20 protein-coding genes are annotated in these 21,587 nt (G+C 64.7%); 12 read left to right on the forward strand and 8 right to left on the reverse strand.

Going from position 1 to position 21,587, the window contains the following annotated elements; genetic code table 11:
• Nucleotides 1–170 precede the first annotated feature (170 nt).
• The 3 genes from gshB to rsmI are packed head-to-tail and all read right to left on the reverse strand — an operon-like array spanning nucleotide 171 to nucleotide 2,461.
• Complete coding sequence (gshB, locus tag JQ627_RS15010) at nucleotides 171–1,115, reverse strand: glutathione synthase (protein WP_212484946.1); 945 nt, start codon at nucleotides 1,113–1,115, stop codon at nucleotides 171–173.
• 10 nt (nucleotides 1,116–1,125) lie between these two features.
• Nucleotides 1,126–1,524 (reverse strand): YraN family protein, encoded by a 399-nt coding sequence (locus JQ627_RS15015; protein ID WP_212484947.1) that lies wholly within the window; start codon nucleotides 1,522–1,524, stop codon nucleotides 1,126–1,128.
• On the reverse strand, nucleotides 1,511–2,461 hold the full coding sequence (gene rsmI, locus JQ627_RS15020) for a 16S rRNA (cytidine(1402)-2'-O)-methyltransferase (RefSeq protein ID WP_212484948.1): 951 nt from the start codon (nucleotides 2,459–2,461) through the stop codon (nucleotides 1,511–1,513). Before rsmI ends, JQ627_RS15015 begins: the two co-directional genes overlap by 14 nt.
• Nucleotides 2,462–2,802: 341 nt before the next feature.
• Here rsmI and JQ627_RS15025 point away from each other — a divergent pair, with 341 nt between their 5' ends.
• Nucleotides 2,803–4,035, forward strand: coding sequence for a penicillin-binding protein activator (locus JQ627_RS15025; protein ID WP_212484949.1), 1,233 nt, complete (start codon nucleotides 2,803–2,805; stop codon nucleotides 4,033–4,035).
• Between the two features lie 148 nt (nucleotides 4,036–4,183).
• On the opposite strand, the gene hemW is transcribed toward JQ627_RS15025, so the two are convergent.
• Genes hemW through rph form a run of 3 tightly spaced genes read right to left on the reverse strand, consistent with a single transcriptional unit; the run spans nucleotide 4,184 to nucleotide 6,684 of the window.
• A complete protein-coding gene (gene hemW, locus JQ627_RS15030) occupies nucleotides 4,184–5,338 on the reverse strand; it encodes a radical SAM family heme chaperone HemW (protein WP_212484950.1) in 1,155 nt (384 codons plus the stop codon).
• A complete protein-coding gene (gene rdgB / locus JQ627_RS15035; RefSeq protein ID WP_212484951.1) occupies nucleotides 5,325–5,960 on the reverse strand; it encodes an RdgB/HAM1 family non-canonical purine NTP pyrophosphatase in 636 nt (211 codons plus the stop codon). The genes hemW and rdgB overlap by 14 nt, the downstream gene beginning before the upstream one ends.
• A gap of 10 nt (nucleotides 5,961–5,970) precedes the next feature.
• Nucleotides 5,971–6,684: a ribonuclease PH gene (gene rph / locus JQ627_RS15040; RefSeq protein ID WP_212484952.1), complete on the reverse strand. Its 714-nt coding sequence runs from the start codon at nucleotides 6,682–6,684 to the stop codon at nucleotides 5,971–5,973.
• A gap of 169 nt (nucleotides 6,685–6,853) precedes the next feature.
• On the opposite strand from rph, the gene hrcA reads away from it, so the two are divergent.
• Nucleotides 6,854–7,942 (forward strand): heat-inducible transcriptional repressor HrcA, encoded by a 1,089-nt coding sequence (hrcA, locus tag JQ627_RS15045; protein ID WP_212484953.1) that lies wholly within the window; start codon nucleotides 6,854–6,856, stop codon nucleotides 7,940–7,942.
• A gap of 96 nt (nucleotides 7,943–8,038) precedes the next feature.
• Entirely contained in the window at nucleotides 8,039–8,644 is a 606-nt protein-coding gene (gene grpE / locus JQ627_RS15050) for a nucleotide exchange factor GrpE (protein WP_212484954.1), read from the forward strand.
• Nucleotides 8,645–8,791: 147 nt separating this feature from the next.
• Here grpE and pncA read toward each other — a convergent pair whose 3' ends face one another.
• The gene (gene pncA / locus JQ627_RS15055) at nucleotides 8,792–9,505 is read right to left on the reverse strand and encodes a bifunctional nicotinamidase/pyrazinamidase (RefSeq protein WP_212484955.1); all 714 of its coding nucleotides are present in this window, start codon (nucleotides 9,503–9,505) and stop codon (nucleotides 8,792–8,794) included.
• Nucleotides 9,506–9,673: 168 nt separating this feature from the next.
• Nucleotides 9,674–10,615 carry a hypothetical protein gene (locus JQ627_RS15060; RefSeq protein WP_212484956.1) on the reverse strand — a complete coding sequence of 314 codons (942 nt, stop codon included), beginning with the start codon at nucleotides 10,613–10,615 and terminating at the stop codon, nucleotides 9,674–9,676.
• Between the two features lie 393 nt (nucleotides 10,616–11,008).
• Between JQ627_RS15060 and dnaK the strand changes: the two genes are divergently transcribed.
• From dnaK to JQ627_RS15105, 9 genes are all read left to right on the forward strand, one after another.
• Nucleotides 11,009–12,910, forward strand: coding sequence for a molecular chaperone DnaK (dnaK, locus tag JQ627_RS15065; RefSeq protein WP_014490835.1), 1,902 nt, complete (start codon nucleotides 11,009–11,011; stop codon nucleotides 12,908–12,910).
• 245 nt (nucleotides 12,911–13,155) lie between these two features.
• A complete protein-coding gene (dnaJ, locus tag JQ627_RS15070) occupies nucleotides 13,156–14,289 on the forward strand; it encodes a molecular chaperone DnaJ (protein WP_212484957.1) in 1,134 nt (377 codons plus the stop codon).
• An 88-nt stretch (nucleotides 14,290–14,377) separates the two neighbouring features.
• Complete coding sequence (locus JQ627_RS15075; protein WP_007598495.1) at nucleotides 14,378–14,977, forward strand: class I SAM-dependent methyltransferase; 600 nt, start codon at nucleotides 14,378–14,380, stop codon at nucleotides 14,975–14,977.
• Between the two features lie 57 nt (nucleotides 14,978–15,034).
• The gene (locus tag JQ627_RS15080) at nucleotides 15,035–15,613 is read left to right on the forward strand and encodes an NADPH-dependent FMN reductase (protein ID WP_212484958.1); all 579 of its coding nucleotides are present in this window, start codon (nucleotides 15,035–15,037) and stop codon (nucleotides 15,611–15,613) included.
• A gap of 6 nt (nucleotides 15,614–15,619) precedes the next feature.
• Nucleotides 15,620–16,330, forward strand: a complete 711-nt coding sequence (gene pyrF / locus JQ627_RS15085) for an orotidine-5'-phosphate decarboxylase (RefSeq protein ID WP_212484959.1) — start codon at nucleotides 15,620–15,622, stop codon at nucleotides 16,328–16,330.
• 28 nt (nucleotides 16,331–16,358) lie between these two features.
• Entirely contained in the window at nucleotides 16,359–16,661 is a 303-nt protein-coding gene (locus JQ627_RS15090) for a DUF1330 domain-containing protein (protein ID WP_212484960.1), read from the forward strand.
• A 409-nt stretch (nucleotides 16,662–17,070) separates the two neighbouring features.
• Nucleotides 17,071–18,372, forward strand: a complete 1,302-nt coding sequence (locus tag JQ627_RS15095; RefSeq protein WP_249143099.1) for a calcium-binding protein — start codon at nucleotides 17,071–17,073, stop codon at nucleotides 18,370–18,372.
• A gap of 122 nt (nucleotides 18,373–18,494) precedes the next feature.
• On the forward strand, nucleotides 18,495–20,222 hold the full coding sequence (locus tag JQ627_RS15100) for a type I secretion system permease/ATPase (RefSeq protein WP_249143100.1): 1,728 nt from the start codon (nucleotides 18,495–18,497) through the stop codon (nucleotides 20,220–20,222).
• Complete coding sequence (locus JQ627_RS15105) at nucleotides 20,219–21,583, forward strand: HlyD family type I secretion periplasmic adaptor subunit (protein WP_212484961.1); 1,365 nt, start codon at nucleotides 20,219–20,221, stop codon at nucleotides 21,581–21,583. The genes JQ627_RS15100 and JQ627_RS15105 overlap by 4 nt, the downstream gene beginning before the upstream one ends.
• The last annotated feature ends 4 nt before the right edge of the window (nucleotides 21,584–21,587 follow it).

The raw sequence follows: 21,587 nt of genomic DNA on the forward strand, positions 1-21,587 counted from the left end.
ATCCGTCATCCTGAGGTGCGAGGCTTGCGATGCAACGCATCGCAAGGTGAGCCTCGAAGGATGTACGGCCCCGATACAGCCGGGCCGTCGCCCTTCGAGGGCCGCTGAAGAAGCAGCTACCTCAGGGTGACGATGGATAGAGTGAGTATCCGGGCTACGAGGTCACAAGCTTACTTCGCCCGCTTCTGCTCGATCACGTCCCAGACCTTCGCCGCGACATCAGGCCCGCCGAGGCGCGCGATGGCGCGGATGCCCGTCGGAGATGTCACGTTGATCTCGGTGAGGTTGCCGTTGATGACGTCGATGCCGACGAACAGCAGGCCGCGCTCGCGCAGTGCCGGGCCGACGGTGGCGCAGATCTCGCGCTCGCGCGGCGTGAGCTCGGTCTCCTGCGCCGCGCCGCCGCGGACCATGTTGGAGCGGAGGTCGTCCGCGGCCGGCACGCGGTTCACCGCGCCGGCGAATTCGCCGTTGACGAGGATGATGCGCTTGTCGCCGTGCTTCACCTCGGGGATGAACTGCTGGATCACCCAGGGCTCCCTGAACGTCACCGAGAACATGTCGAACAGCGAGCCGAAATTCATGTCCTGCGGCATCACGCGGAACACCGCCGCGCCGCCATGGCCGTGCAGCGGCTTCATGACGACGGCGCCATGCTTGTCGCGAAAGGCGTTGATCTCATCCAGATCGCGCGAGATCAGGGTCGGGGGCATCAGCTGCGGAAAGTTCATCACGAACAGTTTTTCCGGCGCGTTGCGCACCGAGGCAGGATCGTTGACGACCAGCGTTTTCGGATGGATGCGCTCCAGGAAATGCGTCGAGGTGATGTAGGCGAGATCGAATGGCGGATCCTGGCGGAGCAGCACCACGTCGAAGCCGTTGAGCGCTTCGCGCCTGGGCTCGCCCAATGTGAAGTGATTGCCGGGCTCGTCGCGCACGGTCAGGAGCTGGACTGGAGCGACGATCTCCTCGCCGACCATCGAGAGCTTGTCGGGCGTGTAATAGGACAGGCCATGGCCGCGCTTCTGCGCCTCCAGGAGCAGTGCAAAGGTGGAATCGCCGTTGATGTTGATACGGGCGATGGGGTCCATCTGGACGGCGACGTTCAGTTTCATGGTCTGCCTTTCAGGTCGAGGCGTCGAATGCCGCCAACACATGGCGCGGAAGTGAGCGCGGCGCAATCAGCATGGCGTCGAATCGCAATTCGAATTCGGTATGCTCGGGATGCGCCACGAGCCAGCCTTGCGCGGCGTTGATGATGCGCTGCTGCTGGCGCGGGGTGACCGCATAGGCGGCATCGTCGAGGCCGGCGCGGGCCTTGACCTCAACGAAGGCGATCAAATTGCGGCGGCGCGCCACGATGTCGATCTCGCCATGCGGGGTGCGGTAGCGCTTTGCCAGGATGCGGTAGCCCTTGGCCATCAGATAGGCGGCGGCGCGGCTCTCCGCGGAGATGCCGGTACGGAACGCGGCGACGCGTTCGGGCGAGGCGACTTTCGGTTCCGCGCCCTCAGTCTTCGCCATCACCGCCCCGTAAATCCTTGGCGAGCTCGAGCGCGCGGGCATAGACCTCGCGGCGCGGCCGGCCCGAGAGCGCGACCGCATGCGCGACGGCATCCTTGACGCTATGCGCGGCGAGCTGCTCGCGCAGAAGACCGTCGAGCGCATCCGGCGTCAGCAGCTCCGCGTCCGCCGCAGGCGGCGCGATCACCAGCACGAATTCGCCGCGCGTCTCCAGCGTGTCCGCCCCGCGTGCCAGCTCATGCAGCGGCGCGCGCGAAATCTCCTCGTGCAGTTTCGTCAATTCGCGGCAGATGGCGGCTTCGCGCGTCCCCATGATCTCGGCAAGCTCGGCGAGCGTGTCCTGCACGCGGTTGCCGGAGTCGAACATCACCAGCGTCGCATCGATGCGGGCGAGCTCCGCAAGGCGCGACTTTCGCGCGGCGGATTTCGCCGGCAGAAAGCCCTCGAAGAAGAAGCGGTCGGTCGGCAACGCGGCAACCGACAGTGCGGCCAGCACCGAGGACGGGCCGGGCAGCGCATAGACCGCATGGCCGGCTGCGCAGACCTCGCGCACCAGCTTGAAGCCGGGGTCGGAGATCAGCGGCGTGCCGGCATCCGAGACCAGTGCGACCGAGCCGCCCTGCCCCAGCGCCTCCAGGATCCTCGGACGCGCCGCTTCCGCGTTGTGCTCGTGATATTGCTTGAGCTGCGCCGTGATCGCGTAGCGTTCGGTCAGGCGCCGCGTGATGCGGGTGTCCTCGCAGGCGATGACGTCGACGCCGGCGAGGGTCTGGAGCGCGCGCAGCGTGATGTCGCCGAGATTGCCGATAGGGGTCGCTACCAGATGGAGGCCCGGCGCCGCCTTCGGCGCCGTCAGCCGATGGGCGTCGATGGAGAAACCGCGCGGGGCGGCGTCCGTAGTTTCAGGTGTATTTATCGGGCTCGGCTTTGCGCGCATAATGAATCGAACTTAGGCATGATCCCCGGGGCTGGGAACCGGTCCTCGGAAAAAGATCGCGCCCAGGTAAGGGGTGAGGAGGACTGGAATGTGATCCATCCGGCATCACATTCCCGAGGGAATGAAGCGTCAGCGCCATATTCGCGGCGGAAACGCCGCCTTGATGCGGGGGTGACGGATGGCGGACAGCTAGCCGAGGCTTGAGGTGTGGTCGCGCTAAGCGATCATTATCCTTTTGTTTTAGTTAACTATTTGCCGACAATATGCCTGAATCCGCGGCTTGTGTCGTGGAAAGAATGTTGTGACCGGCCGGCCGACGGCCGGTCAGAAGAGAAGCTGTGATGCTGGGCCCGCGCGATCCAAAGTCTCCCGTTCAGGGCCCTCGATTGTCGGGAGCGACCCGGCGGAGCGCGCTCGGCCTGTTGCTCGGCACGCCCTTGCTGTCGGCCTGCGCCGGCGTGCAGCAGAGTCTGAGCCAGTTCTCCAGCCCGTTCAGCTCCTCCTCGCCGCCCGCGCAGCCGGCCGGCCCGCCGCAACAGGCCACGACCGCCGGCAGCGGTGGGGTGAAGGTTGGCGTGATCCTGCCGCTCTCGGCCGCCGGCAATGCCGGCCTCGCCGCGCAGTCGATGCGCAACGCCGCCGAGATGGCGCTGGCCGAGTTCCAGAATCCCAACATCCAGCTCCTGATCAAGGACGACAATGGCAGCCCGCAAGGCGCGCAGGCGGGCGCGCAGCAGGCGGTCGATGAGGGCGCCGAGATCATCCTGGGGCCGCTGTTCGCGCAATCGGTGCCGGCGGTGGCGCAGGTCGCGCGGACGCGCGGCATCTCGGTGATCGCGTTCTCGACCGACTCCAGCATTGCCGGCCGCGGCGTCTATCTGCTGAGCTTCCTGCCGGAGTCCGACGTCAACCGCATCGTCGAATATTCCGCCAGCATCGGAAAGCGCTCCGTTGCCGTGCTCGTGCCCGACAATGCCTATGGCAATGTCGTCGAGGCTGCGGTGAAGGCGGCGGTGCCGCGACGCGGCGGCCGCATTGTCGCCTTCGAGAAATACGGCGCCGATCGCGCGACGCCGGCGCGGACCGTGGCGCAGCAGCTCGGCAGCGCGGATGCGCTGTTCATCGCCGATGATGGCGATGCCGTCGTCGCGGTGGCCGATGCGATGACTGCCGCAGGCGCGAATTTGCGCAACATCCAGCTGCTCGGCACCGGCCTGTGGGACAATCCGCGCGTCTACGCCAACCTAAGCTTGCAAGGCGGTCTCTACGCCGCGCCCGATCCGGCCGGTTTTCGCGCCTTCTCCGGCCGCTACCGCACCAAATACGGAGCCGAACCGATCCGCACCGCCACGCTCGCCTACGATGCGGTCGCCCTCGTGGCCGCGCTGGCGCGCACGCAGGGCACCACGCGCTTCTCGTCCGACGTGCTCACCAACGCTTCCGGCTTCGCCGGTATCGACGGCCTGTTCCGCTTCCGCGCGGACGGGACGAATGAGCGTGGGCTTGCTGTGATGAAGGTGACGACGGGTGGTGGTGTTGCGGTGGCGGGGTCGCCGAAGAGTTTTGGGGCGTAGCTCAGGACGACGGTGCCGTAGGGTGGGCAAAGCGACTTGTCCGCCGTAGCTCGAAGAGCGAAGGCGGAAGCGTGCCCACCGCTATCAAATTTGCGGATAGATGGTGGGCACGGCGCAAGTGCGCCTTTGCCCACCCTACGAGATCTCGCTACGCCGCGAGATCCGCCACCACCGCATCCAGCACCGGAAAACCGCTGCTGGTCACGCGCAGCCGTCCCGTCGCATCGACCGTGATCGCGCCCTCCTCGCGCAACAGCGCGATGCGTTTGGGATCGAGCGGACGGCCGGAGAGGGCCTTGTAGCGCTCGGGGTCGATGCCTTCCGCCAAACGCAGCCCCATCAGCAGAAATTCGTCGGCGCGTTCCTCGCTGTTGAGGAGTTCGTCGGTGACGACGCCATGGCCGTTGGTCTCGACCCGCATCAGCCAGGCTTCGGGGCGCTTCTCGGTGGCGGTGGCGTGCCTGATGCCGTCGATGTCGAGGCGGCCGTGGGCGCCGGGGCCGATGCCGGCATATTCCTCGCCGCGCCAGTAGACCAGATTGTGCCGGCACTCGGCGCCGCGCCGCGCGTGATTTGAAATCTCGTAAGCGGGCAGGCCGAGCTTGTCGCAGGTCTCCTGCGTGACGTCGTAGAGCGCGCGCGCGACGGCTTCGTCCGGTGTCTTCAGCTTGCCGGCCTGGTGCAGGCCGAAGAACGGCGTGCCTTCCTCGATCGTCAATTGATAGAGCGACAGGTGCTCGGCGGCTTCATCGATTGCAAGACGCAGCTCGTCGGCCCACATCGCCGGCGTCTGGTCGGGGCGGGCGTAGATCAGATCGAACGAATAGCGATCGAACGAGCGGCGCGCGATGGCGACGGCATCTAGTGCCTCGCGCGCGCTGTGCATGCGGCCCAGCGCTTTCAGCGAGGCGTCGTCGAGCGCCTGCACGCCGAGCGAGACACGATTGACGCCGGCGCTGCGATAGCCGGCAAAGCGCGTGGCTTCGACGCTGGTCGGATTTGCTTCCAGCGTCACCTCGACGTCGCCGGCGACGTGCCAGTGCTTGCCGATGGCATCGAGCACCGCGCCGACGGTTGCGGGCTGCATCAAGGACGGCGTGCCGCCACCGAGAAAGATCGAGGTGACCTCGCGGCCGGGCGAACGTTGTGCGGTCGTTTCGATTTCACGCGCGAAGGCGGACGCAAACCGCGCCTCGTCGATCGCGGCGTGGCGGACATGGCTGTTGAAGTCGCAATACGGGCACTTCGACAGGCAGAACGGCCAGTGCACGTAGACGCCGAAGGCTTCCTTAGCGCGGCTCAAGGCAGATCTCCGCCAGTTTCACGAAGGCGCGGGCGCGGTGCGACAGGCCGAGGCCGAGCGGCGGCAGGCCGTGCTTCTCGAGGCTGGTCATCTCGCCGAAGGTGCGATCGTGGCCGTTGGGCACGAACATCGGATCGTAGCCGAAGCCGGCGGTGCCGCGCGGCGGCCAGGCCAGCGTGCCGTCGACGCGTGCCTCGACCTCTTCGAGATGATCGTCGGGCCAGGCGACGCACAGCGCGGAGACGAAATGCGCGGTGCGCTTGTCCGGTGTGGTCGCACCGCGCTCCTGCAACAGGCGCTCGATCCGTGTCATCGCAGCGCTGAAATCCTTGGAAGGACCGGCCCAGCGCGCGGAGAAAATGCCGGGCGCGCCATCGAGCGCGTCGACCACGATGCCGGAATCATCGGCGAAAGCCGGCAGCTTCGTCGCTTGCGCTGCCGCGATCGCCTTGATCGCGGCGTTGCTGCGGAAATCGTTACCGGTCTCTTCGGGTTCGGGCAGGCCGAGCTCGCCCGCCGACACCGCCTCGATGCCGTAAGGCGCCAAAAGCTCCTTCATCTCGGCGAGCTTGCCGGGATTGTGGGTCGCTATGACGAGCTTTGCGGTGATTCGGCGGTGCATGGCTTATTGACTACGCCACAGCCAGTTTCTGCAAGTCCACGAGGCGCGCGATGCCTTTTTGCGCCAAGGCAATCAGCGCGAGGAACTCGTCCTGCGTGAACGGCTCGCGTTCCGCGGTGCCCTGCACCTCGATGATGCGGCCATCGCCGGTCATGACGAAATTGGCGTCGGTCTGGGCTTCCGAATCCTCGGCATAGTCGAGGTCGAGCACCGGCGTGCCGTTGTAGATGCCGCAGGAGATGGCGGCGACGTTGTCGCGCATCACGTTGGCCTTGATCATGTTGCGCGCCTTCATCCAGTTGATGCAATCGGCGAGCGCGACCCAGGCGCCGGTGATCGAAGCCGTGCGCGTGCCGCCGTCGGCCTGGAGCACGTCGCAATCGACCGTGATCTGGCGTTCACCGAGCGCTTCGAGATTGACGATGGTGCGAAGCGAGCGGCCGATCAGGCGCTGGATCTCGACGGTGCGGCCGCTCTGCTTGCCGGCGGAGGCCTCGCGGCGGGTGCGTTCGGTGGTCGCGCGCGGCAGCATGCCGTATTCGGCGGTGACCCAGCCGCGGCCCTGGCCCTTCAGCCACGGCGGCAGGCGGTCCTCCAGCGTGGCGGTGACCAGCACATGGGTGTCGCCGAATTTCACCAGGCAGGAGCCTTCCGCATATTTGACCACGCCGCGCTCCAGCGTCACGGGGCGCAATTCGTCGGGCGCACGGCGGCTTGGCCGCATGGGAAATCCTCCAAAACTCTCGGAAAAGGGCTGTTCGCGGTGCTTGTAGGGGGGGTGAGGGTGGGCGGCAAGGGCTTATTCACCCCCGATTTCCTGGCCCGCAAACGCCGCGCTTGTCAGAACCCCCGGGGATGGACAAATTATGAGTGTCTGAGAGGAGTTACCGTCTGTGGCCCATCACGATCCGATCCATCTGATCGCGCCGCGCGCAGGCCTCGCCCAGCTAAACGAGCGTTCCCGCGACATCTTTCGTCAAATTGTCGAAAGCTATCTCGCGACCGGCGAGCCGGTGGGCTCGCGCAATATCTCGCGGCTGATCGCGATGCCGCTATCGCCGGCCTCGGTCCGCAACGTCATGGCCGATCTGGAACAGCTGGGCCTGATCTACGCCCCGCACACCTCCGCCGGCCGTCTGCCGACGGAACTCGGCCTGCGCTTCTTCGTCGATGCCCTGATGCAGGTCGGCGACCTCAATGACACCGAGCGGCAGGCGATCCAGAGCCAGCTCACCTCCGTCGGTCAGGTGCAATCGGTCGAGGCGGCGCTGGATCAGGCGCTGACGCGGCTGTCCGGTCTCACGCGGGCTGCCGCGGTGGTGCTGACGCCAAAGTCCAATGCGCGGCTGAAGCACATCGAATTCGTCCGCCTGGAACCGGAGAAGGCGCTGGTCATTCTGGTCGGCGAGGACGGGCAGGTTGAAAACCGCGTGCTGTCGCTGCCGCCCGGGGTTCCCTCCTCGGCGATCACCGAAGCCGGCAATTTCCTCAATGCGCGCATCCGCGGCCGCACGCTGGCCGAAGCGCGGCTCGAGCTCGAGACCGCACTCGGCGAAGCCCGCGCGGAACTCGATCAGCTGACGCAGAAGGTGATTTCGGCGGGAATCGCGAGCTGGTCCGGCGGCGAGAACGAGGATCGCCAGCTCATCGTCCGCGGCCACGCCAATCTGCTCGAAGATCTGCATGCGCTTGAGGATCTGGAGCGCGTTCGCCTGCTGTTCGACGATCTCGAGACAAAGCGCGGCGTCATCGACCTTTTGGGTCGTGCCGAGACGGCGGAAGGTGTGCGGATCTTCATCGGGAGCGAGAACAAGCTGTTTTCGCTGTCCGGCTCCTCCACCATCATCTCGCCCTATCGGGATGCCGCCGGCCACATCGTCGGCGTTTTGGGCGTGATCGGGCCGACGCGGCTGAATTATGCCCGCGTGATCCCGACCGTGGACTATGCCGCCCGCATCGTCAGCCGCCTTTTGGGGGGCTGACCGGCGTTTCCACCGATCACGGGCGCTTGATTTTCGTCGGCTTAGGCACGATATCCGGGCCAACAATCCCTTGAGACGAGTTCGAGAAGAGAGCCGATGACCGATCGAGACCGGCAGCCCGACGACACGACCCCGCCGACCGGCGAGCCTGTGGTGTCAAAACCCTACATCATGCCCGACGATCCCGAGCCGGGCTCGGTCGAGCTGTTGCAGAAGGAAGTCACCGAGGCGCGCGATCGCATGCTGCGCACGCTGGCCGAGATGGAAAATCTCCGCAAGCGCACCACCAAGGAAGTCGCCGATGCCCGCCTCTATGGCATCACCGGCTTTGCCCGCGACGTGCTCGACATCGCCGACAATCTCCAGCGTGCGCTCGATGCCGTCCCGGCCGAGGCCCGCGCCGCGGCCGATCCCGGCCTGACCTCGCTGATCGAGGGCGTCGAGCTCACCGAGCGCTCGCTGCTCAACGCACTGGAAAAGCACGGCGTGAAGAAGTTCGATCCGCAGGGCCAGAGGTTCGACCCGAACTTCCAGCAGGCGATGTACGAGGTGCCGGATGCGTCGGTGCCTGCGGGCACCGTCGTGCAGGTCATGCAGGCCGGCTACACCATCGGCGAGCGCGTGCTGCGCCCGGCTCTGGTCGGTGTCGCCAAGGGCGGGGCGAAGACTGCGGCCGCCGCGAACAGCAACGAGTCGAACTGAGCGGTGCGATCCTCAGCCTGAGGAGCGCGCTCGCGCGCGTCTCGAAGGATGAAGGCCCCGCTGTTGCAGCTCAGCCGGCATGGTTCGAGACGGCGCTGACGCGCCTCCTCGCCATGAGGGTCATGCAGTTTGTCGTGCCTTACGCACTCACGCGATGTCCGCCGACTGAATCCGCTTCACACCGGCCTTGGCCATGTCGGCCCAGGCTTTTGCGAGCGAGCCCTGCGTGTCGATGCCGCGACAGGCGTCTTCCACCACATAGACCTCAAAACCCGCCTTGCGCGCGTCGAGCGCGGTCCAGGCGACGCAGAAATCCGTCGCAAGGCCCACGACGAAAACGCGCTTGATCTTGCGCCCCTTGAGATAGCCGGCAAGGCCCGTCGAGGTCTTGCCGTCGGCTTCCAGGAAGGCCGAATAGCTGTCGACGTCCTTGTGGAAACCCTTGCGGATGATGAGCTCGGCGTGCGGGATCGCAAGATCCTTCGACAGCGCGGCGCCATCGGTGCCTTGCACGCAATGGTCCGGCCACAGCACCTGCTTGCCGTAGGGAAGATCGACGGTCTCGAACGGCTTCTTGCCGGAATGCACGGATGCGAATGAGATGTGGCCGGGCGCGTGCCAGTCCTGCGTCATCACCACATTCGAAAATGCTTTCGAGATCTTGTTGATGACGGGCACCACCTGCTCGCCTTCCTTCACCGCGAGGCTGCCGCCGGGCAGGAAGCAGTTTTGCACGTCGATCACGAGCAGCGCGGAAGCATCGTCCGGCTTGATCGATGCGGCCGCCAGGAGTGCGGTTGGAGCAAGGGCTACGAGAGCGCTTGTCCCAAGCGCCGCGAGGATTTGTCGTCGATCGAGCATCGTTCGCCTCCCTCCAGGATGATCCAACGGAAGCGAAGCCTAGTTCCGTTCGTATACGAACAGAAGCCCGAAAATGCAGCCGGCTTTGTCCAGCGCTTGGGCTTGCCAACCCAAACATCACTCCCGGCGGTCGCCGGGACGACACCGCGTGTATTGGACCGCCTGTCGCTAGCCCTTCGGCTGGATGCCGTCGCGCACGGCGCGGAAGCGGGTGAAGGCGGCCGACCATTGGTCGCGCGGGGCGCTGGCGATGATGCGCAGCGAGGCGCCGCTGCTCGAGAAGCGAATCCACTGCACCACGGTCACGGGCGTCTTGTCCTTGCCGCTGACGCCGTCGATCCGGGTCTCGAAGCCCTGCTGGCCGTTGATGCGGATCGGCTCGGACATGGTGACGCGCGACTCGCGCACGCCGGGGATCTGCAGCGCCGCCTCCTGGGCGAAGCGGGCGCGGTCGTCGGCCTGCTGCGGCGTGGCCCCGATCAGGCCCAGGATCATGAACGGCTTCGATTCATAACCCGCGCTCTCGTTGCCGTCGGCCAGGATGATGCTCGAGCCCGGCGCCAGCGTGCGGATGTCCTTGAAGTCGGCGAGATCGGTGATCTTGAACGGCATCAGCCCGATCTGCTCTTCGGCCGAGACCTGCTTGCGGGTCGTGGTGCTCGCAAACATCTGCCGCACGGCCTCGTCGGTGTAGATCCTGGTCGCATTCTCCGGGATCTGCACCGCGACATAGCCGGAGAAGCCGGCGCCCGGCACGATCATCGAGTAGCGCTTCACCGGCGTATCGCCGGCCTTGCCGCTTTCCGTGGTGAAATAGGCAAGACCCGCGGGGGTCTCGATCTTGTCCTGCTTGACGCCGGCGGTGCCGGCGGGATTGGAATTGAAGGCGCTCACGACCTCGCCATAGGCCGCCGGCGGCAGCTCGGTGATCAGCACCTTGACGTTGCCGTCCGTGCTCTCGAAGCCCGGAAACGTCTTGGCCGTGCTGAGGCCGACCAGCGGCACCATGCCGAGGCGCAAGCCGGGCGGGAAAACGGCGTCGGCGGCGAGCGCCGGAAACGCCGCCGCGGCGAGGAGGGCGAGCGCGGTGAGGGGGCGGATCAGCTTCATGGGCCCTCTGATTGGTTCACATTGAGGCCGTCCGATGGTCGGCCATCGTGCCGCTTTGTCGCGCGAAGCAGCCTCAAGGGCGGCTGGCTGGCCGCCCGCCTTTTACCGGGTTTGGCCTTCCGGCAACAGGGCAGGATGGATCACGGTGGCGGGGCCGGCGATAACTGAACCTGTTAATAATTCCTCACCCGCAAGGGCGGTTGAGCCCGGATATGATCTTCCAAAACCCAATGTTTTCACGGCCGAAACTTGCGTTCGGTCCTTGCAGGCCCCTCCCCCCCTCCTATATGACCCCCAATCATCGCAATATCGCGGATGTTTGATCTTAGGGGGTTTGGATCGGGTGCCTTCTGGGCCCAACCAGCCTGCCGCAAAAACAAGGATATCAGGACCATGGGAAAGGTCATTGGGATCGACCTCGGCACCACGAATTCGTGCGTCGCCGTGATGGATGGCAAGAACGCCAAAGTCATCGAGAATTCCGAAGGCATGCGCACGACGCCTTCGATCGTCGCCGTGACGGACGACGGTGAGCGCCTCGTCGGCCAGCCGGCCAAGCGCCAGGCGGTCACCAATCCCGAGCGCACCTTCTTCGCAGTGAAGCGCCTCATCGGCCGCCGCTACGACGACCCGATGGTCGAGAAGGACAAGAAGCTCGTACCGTACAAGATCGTGAAGGCTTCCAACGGCGACGCCTGGGTCGAGGCCGACGGCCAGACCTACTCGCCCTCGCAGGTGTCTGCGTTCATCTTGCAGAAGATGAAGGAGACCGCGGAAGCCCATCTCGGCCAGAAGGTCGATCAGGCCGTCATCACCGTTCCCGCTTACTTCAACGACGCCCAGCGCCAGGCGACCAAGGACGCCGGCAAGATCGCGGGCCTTGAAGTGCTGCGTATCATCAACGAGCCGACCGCGGCCGCGCTCGCCTATGGTCTGGACAAGACCAAGACCGGCACGATCGCCGTGTACGATCTCGGCGGCGGCACGTTCGATATCTCCATTCTCGAAATCGGCGACGGCGTGTTCGAGGTGAAGTCGACCAACGGCGACACCTTCCTCGGCGGTGAAGACTTCGACATGCGCCTCGTTGGCTATCTCGCCGACGAGTTCCAGAAGGAGCAGGGCATCAACCTGCGCAACGACAAGCTCGCGTTGCAGCGCCTGAAGGAAGCCGCTGAAAAGGCCAAGATCGAGCTGTCGTCGACGACGCAGACCGAGATCAACCTGCCCTTCATCACCGCGGACCAGACCGGCCCGAAGCATCTGACGATGAAGCTCACCCGCGCCAAGTTCGAGGCGCTGGTCGACGACCTCGTCCAGAAGACGGTCGAGCCCTGCCGCAAGGCGCTGAAGGACGCCGGCGTCACCGCCGGTGAGATCGGCGAAGTCGTTCTGGTCGGCGGCATGTCGCGCATGCCGAAGGTCCAGGAAGTCGTGAAGCAGCTGTTCGGCAAGGAGCCGCACAAGGGTGTCAACCCGGACGAAGTCGTGGCGATCGGTGCCGCGATCCAGGCCGGCGTGCTCCAGGGCGACGTCAAGGACGTGCTGCTGCTCGACGTGACCCCGTTGTCGCTGGGCATCGAGACGCTGGGCGGCGTGTTCACCCGCATCATCGACCGCAACACCACGATCCCCACCAAGAAGAGCCAGGTGTTCTCGACCGCCGAGGACAACCAGAACGCGGTCACCATCCGCGTCTTCCAGGGCGAGCGTGAAATGGCGGCCGACAACAAGATGCTCGGCCAGTTCGACCTGATGGGCATTCCGCCGGCCCCGCGCGGCATGCCGCAGATCGAGGTGACCTTCGACATCGACGCCAACGGCATCGTCAACGTCTCGGCCAAGGACAAGGCCACGGCCAAGGAACAGCAGATCCGCATCCAGGCCTCCGGCGGCCTGTCGGAAGCCGACATCGAGAAGATGGTCAAGGACGCCGAGGCGAATGCCGAGGCGGACAAGAAGCGCCGCGAGGCCGTCACCGCCAAGAACGAGGCGGATGGCCTGGTGCACTCCACCGAGAAGGCTCTGGCCGAGCACGGTTCGAAGGTCGCAGAGACCGAGCGCCGCGCCATCGAGGATGCCGTCAGCGACCTCAAGGAAGCGCTGAAGGGCGACGATGCCGAGGCGATCAAGGCCAAGACCCAGACGCTGGCCCAGGCTTCGATGAAGCTCGGCGAGGCCATGTACAAGCAGCAGGCCGAGGCCGACGCCAAGAAGGACGCGGCCAAGGACGACGTCGTCGACGCGGAGTTCACCGAAGTCGACGACGACAAGAACAACAAGAAGTCCGCCTGAACCCCAAGAGGGTGACGATGCGGACGGCTTGGACCCCACACGCGCTACCGGCCTCCTCCCTCACGGGGGAGGCCGTCGTGTCGGGCTCGGCGGGGCATGGCCTCGTTACGATCGATCAATTCCCAGCCGCTATGATGAACGCCGCCGTGCTGCCCTCTGCCGCGAAGCGAAGGGCTGCTTATATCGTCTCATGGCGACGTCGTTTCACTCCGACTTGATTCGCGATTGGATAGACCGAGTTCAACATGCCCACGTCCACCAAGCGCTGCTATTATGAGACCCTGGAAGTCGAGCGCACTGCCGACGATTCCGTCCTGAAATCGTCCTTCCGCAAGCTTGCGATGAAATTCCACCCGGACCGTAATCCCGGGGACGACACCAGCGAAGTCAAGTTCAAGGAAATCAACGAGGCCTACGAGGTTCTCAAGGACAAGGACAAGCGCGCGGCCTATGACCGCTTCGGCCATGCGGCCTTCGAGCAGGGCGGCCCCGGCGGCGGCGCCGGTTTCGGCGCGGGCTTCGCCTCCTCTTTCTCCGACATCTTCGAAGACCTGTTCGGCATGGCCGGGCAGCGCGGCCGCGGCGGCCGCGAGCGTGGCGCCGACCTGCGCTACAACATGGAAATCACGCTCGAGGAAGCCTTTAGCGGCAAGACCGCGCAGATCGAGATTCCGGTCTCCGTCACCTGCGAGGCCTGCTCGGGCATCGGCGCCAAGGCCGGCACCAAGCCGAAGACCTGCTCGACCTGCGGCGGCGCCGGCCGCGTGCGGCAGTCACAGGGCTTCTTCACGCTGGAGCGCACCTGCCTGGGCTGCCAGGGCCGTGGCCAGATGATCGAGGACGCCTGCCCGTCCTGCTCCGGCCAGGGCCGGGTCACCCGCGAGCGGACGCTGTCGGTCAACATTCCCCCGGGTGTCGAGGACGGCACGCGGATCAGGCTCGCCGGCGAAGGCGAGGCCGGGGTCCGCGGCGGCCCGCCCGGCGACCTCTACATCTTCCTGTCGCTGGCCCAGCACCAGCTGTTCCAGCGCGACGGCGCCGACCTGCATTGCCGGGTGCCGATCTCGATGGTGACGGCCGCCCTCGGCGGCGAATTCGAGGTGCCGACCATCGACAGCGGCAAAACCAGGGTGAAGGTGCCGGCCGGAACCCAGTCGGGCCGCCGATTCCGCATTGCATCAAAAGGCATGCCGGTGCTGCGCTCGCGGCAGATGGGCGACATGTATGTCCAGGTCGCGGTCGAGACTCCGCAGAATCTCACCAAGAAACAGCAGGAATTGCTGGCCGAGTTTGAAAAGCTCTCCTCCGGCAATACCCAGCCCGAATCCGTCGGCTTCTTCGCCAAGGTCAAGGATCTGTTCAGCAATCGGGCGAGCTGACTCGTCTTGACCGTATCGCCTTCGGCCTATACCTGTTTATGACCATTTTCTGACACGCCGCGGTCCTGCGGTCCCGTCCGGTCCAGACATGCCATTGCCATCGTCCGCGCGTGCGTTGAAAAAGCCTCGTCTCGATGACGAGGTGCGTTTTCTCAGATCGTGGATCGAAAAGCCCCTGCACATGGGCGCGGTGATGCCGTCGGGCAAGCTGCTTGCCCGGACCATGGCGCATTACGTCGACGTCAATTCGGACGCGCCTGTGGTTGAGCTCGGGCCCGGCACCGGCGCCATCACTTCGGCCCTGGTTGAGCGCGGCGTCGACCAGAAGCGCCTCGTCCTCGTCGAATACAATCCCGGCTTCTGCGCCCTGCTGCGCGACCGCTATCCGCAAGCCAAGGTGGTGCAGGGCGATGCCTATCGCCTGCGCGACACGCTCTGGAACGTGCTGAGCGCGCCGGCATCCGCAGTGGTCTCCGGCTTGCCGCTCGTGACAAAACCGATGCTGACGCGGCTCCGGCTGATCCGCGACGCCTTCACGGCGCTGGCGCCGGGCGCGCCCTTCGTGCAGTTCACCTATGCGGTGGTGCCGCCGATCCCGAAATCGCTTCCCGGCGTGTCCACAGAGGCCTCGGAGCGGATCTGGATGAACCTTCCGCCGGCCCGCGTCTGGGTGTATCGCAAGGACTAATTCCGCCGGCATTCTCCTTTGCGCGGCGGGCTCGTTTCGCCGAACGCATGGAAGCGGATGCCCGCACCTAAAATCCTGATCATTCCCGGCTCGCTGCGCGCCGGCTCGCACAATGCGAAGCTGGCGGCGGTCATCGCCTATGAATTCGCCCAGGCCGGTGTCGATGTCACCCGCGTTTCGCTCGCCGATTTTCCGCTGCCGATCTATGACGGCGATCTCCAGGTCAAGTCCGGCGTGCCCAGGCACGCAATCAACCTCAAGCGCATGATCGGCACGCATCATGGCGTGCTGTTCGTCTCGCCCGAATACAACGCCTCGGTGCCGCCGCTGCTGAAGAATGCGATCGACTGGGTCAGCCGCGTGCAGGATCCGCACGAGGCGCGCGGCGACGTGTTTCGCAACCGCGCCTTCGCGCTCGCCGGCGCCTCGCAGAGCCGGCTCGGTGCCGCGCGCGCGCTCCAGGCGTTGCGGCTGATCCTGACCTCCTGCCACGCCAATGTGATTGCCAGCCAGCTCACGCTCGCCTTTGCCGACCAGGCCTATGACGATATGGACAGGCTGAAGAACGAGGGCGACATCGCCGCGTTGAAGGAGCTGGTGGCGCAGTTGATCGACATTTCCCAACGCATGATGTGAGGTGACATGACGCCAGCCGAAATCGCCCCGAAAGACCGCCTGATCGTTGCGCTCGATCTGCCCAGCGTCGATGCCGCGGAGGCGATGATCGCGAAGCTCGGCGACAGCGTCACGTTCTACAAGATCGGCTATCAGCTCGCTTATGCCGGCGGCCTGCCGCTGATCGGCAAGCTCGCCGACAAGGGCAAGAAGGTGTTTGCCGATCTCAAGATGCACGACATCGGCAACACGGTGACGCGCGGTGTCGAGAGTGTCGCCAGGCTGGGCGCGACTTTCCTCACCGTGCACGCCTATCCGCAGACCATGAAGGGCGCCGTCGAAGGCCGCGGCAGCGCGAGCCTGCAGATCCTCGCCGTCACGGTGCTGACGTCCTACAACGACGACGATCTGCACGCGGCCGGCTATCGGCTCAGCGTCTCCGAGTTGGTCGAAGCGCGCGCGCAGCAGGCGCAGGTGCTTGGCGTCGACGGGCTGGTGTCCTCGCCCGAAGAGGTCGGTGCCTTGCGCAAGATCGTCGGACACCAGATGCACCTCGTCACGCCCGGCATCCGGCCGGCAGGCGCGGCGAGCGGCGACCAGAAGCGCATCATGACGCCGGGCCGCGCGATTGGTGCCGGCGCCGATTATCTCGTCGTCGGGCGGCCGGTGGTGGAAGCCGCCGATCCCAAGGCGATCGCCGAGGCCATCCAGTTCGAGATCGCGCAAGCGCTCGGCTGATCAAGTTGATCAAACAGGGAGAAGAACAATGGCAAAGGGCTACTGGATCGGACGCGTCGACGTGAGCAATGACGAAGGCTACAGGCCCTATGCCGTCGCCAACGGTCCGATCTTCAAGAAATGGGGCGGCCGCTTCGTCGTTCGCGCCGGCAAGTTCACCACCGTCGAAGGCCAAAGCCGCACCCGCAACGTCGTGATTGAATTTCCGGACTACGAGACCGCGATCGCCTGCTACAACTCGCCGGAATACCAGGCCAACATCAAGGTGCGCCAGCCGCACTCCATCGCGGACCTCATCATCATCGAGGGCTACGACGGCCCGCAGCCCTGAAGACGGACTGTCGCGAGAGCCGATCCTGGATTGACGCGAGCATTGTCGGCTCTCGCGGACAGCACGCGCGTGCGACCATCGCACGCGATCGGGAGAGCGTCGCAGACATCTCCGCTCGCACTTACGCCGACATCACCTTGCATCATCTTGACGGACTCATTCGCTTGAACGCGTGAGTGAGGTTCGCGCCTGAGACGAAGACTGTGGCCGTTATTGGGTCCACCAGCTTGCCGTATTCTTTTGTCCCCAAATGGGGATTGCTGCACCGCTCTCCTTTCATCCAAGGTTGCTTGATTGAAGCCCACATCGTTTGGTGATGGGCAGCAAGCCAAACCCGAAATCTGCGACGTCCATGACGGGCCGCAATGCGACCCGCGTCGCGCATTTCCATGCAACGGGAGCGGAGATCATGGCACTGATCATCGGAACAGCAGGCGACGATGTGTTGCCTGGCACGAATTTAGACGATCAGATCTTTGGCCTTCAAGGCAACGACACCATTACTGGCCTGGATGGCAATGATGAAGTAAGCGGCGGCGCGGGCAATGATTCCATCGATGGCGGTGCCGGCGACGACACCCTTGATGGAAATGCCGGTATCGATACGATCACCGGTGGCGCCGGCGCCGACACGATCAACGGCGGCGCGGGCGACGACACGCTGAGCGGAAATGCCGGCGCCGACATCATCCATGGCGACCAAGGCAACGACACCATCGATGGTGGAAACGGCGCTGATCAGCTCTTTGGTGACGCCGGTGACGACGACATCCACGGCGGCGACGGCATTGATGAGATTCATGGCGGCGCGGGTGCCGACACCCTGTGGGGCGACGCCGGCGACGATACGTTGAGCGGCGACGCCGGCGATGACGTCTTGAATGGCGGCGACGGTAACGACGTACTCAACGGTGGATTCGGAGATGACACCCTGAATGGCGATGCCGGCAACGACACGCTGAACGGCGGACTTGGCAATGACCTGCTGAACGGCGGTACCGGTGACGACATCCTGAACGGCGGTTTGGGCGCCGATACGCTCAATGGTGGCGATGGCAACGACACCATGCACGGCGACGCGGGCGACGACATCATGGACGGCGGCGCCGGTAACGATACGATGTTCGGCGATGCCGGAGACGACGAGATGGCCGGCGGCGCGGGCAACGATGCCATGAGCGGCGGCGCCGGTGATGACGAAATGAGCGGCGGAACCGGCAACGACACGCTCGACGGCGACGCCGGAGATGACACGCTCGATGGCGGCGACGGCACCGATGTCCTGAACGGCGAGGCTGGGGCTGACATCCTGTCGGGCGGCGCCGGCAATGACACCCTGAGCGGCGGTGACGGCGATGACGAGTTGGACGGCGGCAATGGCGCCGACACTCTCAACGGTGGACTCGGCGACGATGTGCTGACGGGCGGTGCTGGTACCGATACGCACAATTTCGGCGACAACACAGCCACGAACTTCGGCAACGATGAAGTCACCGATCTCAGCTTTGCCGATGGCGATGCCGTTGTTGTCGACGCTCCGCCAGGCTTTGACCCGGCTACAGTGGTAGTGGACGACGACGGCACCAACACCGTGCTGGATTTCGGCTTCGGCGCCATCCAGCTCGATGGCATCACGGGCGGCGCGACACCGTTCGAGTCGATCGACGACATCAACACTGCCGCCGGTTATACGGCCGTTGACGTTGTCTAGTGCCGACTAGCAGCGGGGCGGCTGTCAGGCCGCCCCGCCCTCTGCATGTTTTCAGTCAGTGATAGTGCCGGCCAGTTATGTACTCGCGTAACCGTGGTGTGATCCCAGCATCTGACCAGAGAATGCTGGTGAGCTTGATTCCGGGACGATTCGCGTTGGTGTGGATCGTCTGCTTTAGCGTGTCCGTAAATCTGCTGCTGCTGGTCGTCCCTTTCTATTCCATCGAAGTGTTCGACCGCGTGCTCAGCAGCGGCAGCGTTGAGACGCTTGTCGGCCTCACCGTCATCGCCGTGGGCGCCCTCGCCTTCAGCGCTGCCTTCGACACGTTTCGTAACCGGCTGTTGAGCCGGTTCGCCGTTGGGTTCGAGCACTGGCTCGCTCCGATCATCCTCGAAGGCAGCATCATCAGCACGGCGCCGGTCGACGGCCGGCCGCACGATCTCGTCAAGCTTCGCGAGTTGAGAAGTTTCCTGTCGAGCGGCCCGGTCACATCGCTGATAGATGCCCCATTTCTCCCGGTGTTTATTCTCATCCTGTTCTTCCTGCACCCCTGGTATGGCGTCATAGTCCTGATCGGAGTGGCGGTCCTGTTGGCGATGGGTGTTGCAAGCCACTGGATCGCGCGCGGGGAAATTGCGCAGGCTTCGCAGGCCGCGTTGAAGACGCAGGCGATGCTCGATGGAATCGTCCGGCACGCCAGCGTGGTGCGGGCGATGGGCTGGACCCGAGGCGCCATCCGGGAATTCATGAGCCTCAATGACGAAGCCCTGTCTCCGGTCGTGCGAGCCAGCGAACGCATCTACACGATTACGGCCACCGCGCGAATGGTCAGGACCATCCTGCAGATCGCCGCGATCGGCGCCGGTGCCTGGCTCGTGCTGCAGAACCAGGTGCTGTCCGGCAGTCTGATCGCGAGCTCAATCCTGATCGCGCGCACGTTGCAGCCCATGGAAGGGTTGGTCTCGGCCTGGCGCGCGTTGGCATCTGCGCAGGAGGCCTGGACGCAAGTCTGCAACGCCGCGATGCCGGTTCTTGCGCGTCCGCGGAAGACGTTGCTTCCGCCGCCATCCGGCATCCTTCAGGTCGAACGGGTGACATTCCGGATTGGCGGGACGCAGCGTCCTATTCTCGCGGGCATATCCTTTCAATGCCGGCCGTCCGAACTTGTCGTCGTGATCGGACCGACCGGCGCTGGAAAATCCACATTGCTGCGCTTGATGGCAGGCCTCGAGCGGCCGACCAGCGGTACGATCCGGCTGGACCACGCAGCACTCCATACCTGGGATCCCGACCAGCTTGGGCAATTCGTCGGCTATCTCCCCCAGGACGTGCAGCTCCTGGGTGGAACGGTGGCCGAAGCCATTGCCGGGTTTGATGAATGCGCACGGGACGAGGCCATCGTCGCCGCGGCCATGCTCGCGCAGGCGCACGAAATGATCCTGTCCCTTCCGGCCGGCTACCAGACCGAGATCGGCCGCGACGGTAGCAGGCTATCCGGTGGCCAACGTCAGCGCATCGGTCTTGCACGGGCCTTTTTCGGCAATCGCAAATTGATCCTGTTGGATGAGCCCAATGCCAATCTCGACCCGGAGGGGGAAGAAGCGTTGTGCTCCGCCATTCTATCAGCCAAGGCGCGCGGCGCAGCATCGGTGATCGTCACCCACCGGCCGCGGCTGTTGACCATCGCCGATGCTGTGCTGCTGTTGAGGGACGGCAACCAGATCGCCTTCGGACCGCCATTTGAGGTTCTTCGCACCCAGCGGCCGGCACCTGTACCGGTCCCGGGTCCATCTGTGCTCCCTCGCAATGCCGAACCTCAGAGGCTGCCAGGCAGGAGGGTCATTCCATGATGCAGACCCGTCAAGCCGCCGCGATTTCCGCGCCTGTTGCCGGCCTCCCGTCGAAGACCTGGCCGACGGAGCAGCCGCGCTCCGACATGCGACGGATCATCGCCTGGGGCTGTGTGTTGCTCGTCCTGCAATTTTGCGGCTTCGGCTTGTGGGCAACCACGGTTCCGCTTCGCGGCGCCGTCGTGGCGCCAGGATTCATCAAGGTCCATTCGAAGCGCAAGGCGGTGCAACATCTGGAAGGCGGAATCATCAAATCGATCTATATCCGGGAGAACGATCACGTCGAAGCCGGTCAACTCATTGCACGGCTCGACACCGCGCAGATCGAGGCGACCCTTGGTTCTCTCGAAACGAAGTTCTTTGCCGACCTGGCGATGGAGGCCCGGCTGGCGGCGGAGCAAGACGGCGCGAAGTCAATCCGGTTTCCGGACGAATTGCGGGAAAGTGCGACCCGTCTCTCCGCACGTATCGCCATTCAAACCCAGGAGGCTGAATTTGCCGCGCGACTGGCCGCGATTGAAAACGAGCGCAAGGTGATCGATCAGCAGATGCTGCAGAACGCGGACGGCATCCGTGGCCTCGAGAGCAACACTCAAGGACTTCAACAGCAACTCAAACTGTTGCGGGAAGAGATAGCCGACACGAGCTATCTCCTGTCAAAGGGCCTCGCCCGGAAACCACGTGTGTTGGCGTTGCAACGCGCCGAAGCCGAGGCCGCCGGACAGGTCGATCGCAATGCTGCATCAATTTCGGAGATGCAGGGCAAGATCTCGGAGCTGCAGGACAGACGCCGGCAGCTGGGGTTCAACCAAAATCAGGATATCGCCAAGCAGCGGCATGCGACGAGCGAAGAAATCGGCGACCTCAGACATCGAATTGCCGCGTTGCGTGCCCAGCTTGTTCGGTCTGAATTGCGTGCCCCCGAAAGTGGAAGGATCGTCGGCCTCAACAGCAGGGACCTCAATGCCGTGCTTGGACCTCGGGAAACCCTTATGGAAATCGTTCCGACGCAGGATCGGCTTGTCATCGAGGCGACATTGAAGCCTGCCGATCGGGAAGAGGTCTATGTCGGACAGATGGCGCGCGTGCGGGTTCACGCGCTCAACATTCGTCGGCGGCCGATGCTCGAGGGAAGGGTCGTCGGCGTTGCGGCAGACGCGCTGACCGATACCCGTTCCGGCGAGAGCTCCTATTTGGCCGAGGTCGAGCTTGACCCCAACGCGCCGACGGCCTCCTACATCTCGACATTGATGCCTGGAATGCCTGTCGAGATATTTGTCGAGACGGGGGAACGAACCTTTGCGGAATATCTTTTGCAGCCGATGACGTTGCGGATCAACCGTGCGTTCAGGGAGAATTAAGCGC

This window comes from Bradyrhizobium liaoningense (genome assembly GCF_018130785.1).
Classification (GTDB): Bacteria; Pseudomonadota; Alphaproteobacteria; order Rhizobiales; family Xanthobacteraceae; genus Bradyrhizobium; species Bradyrhizobium liaoningense_A.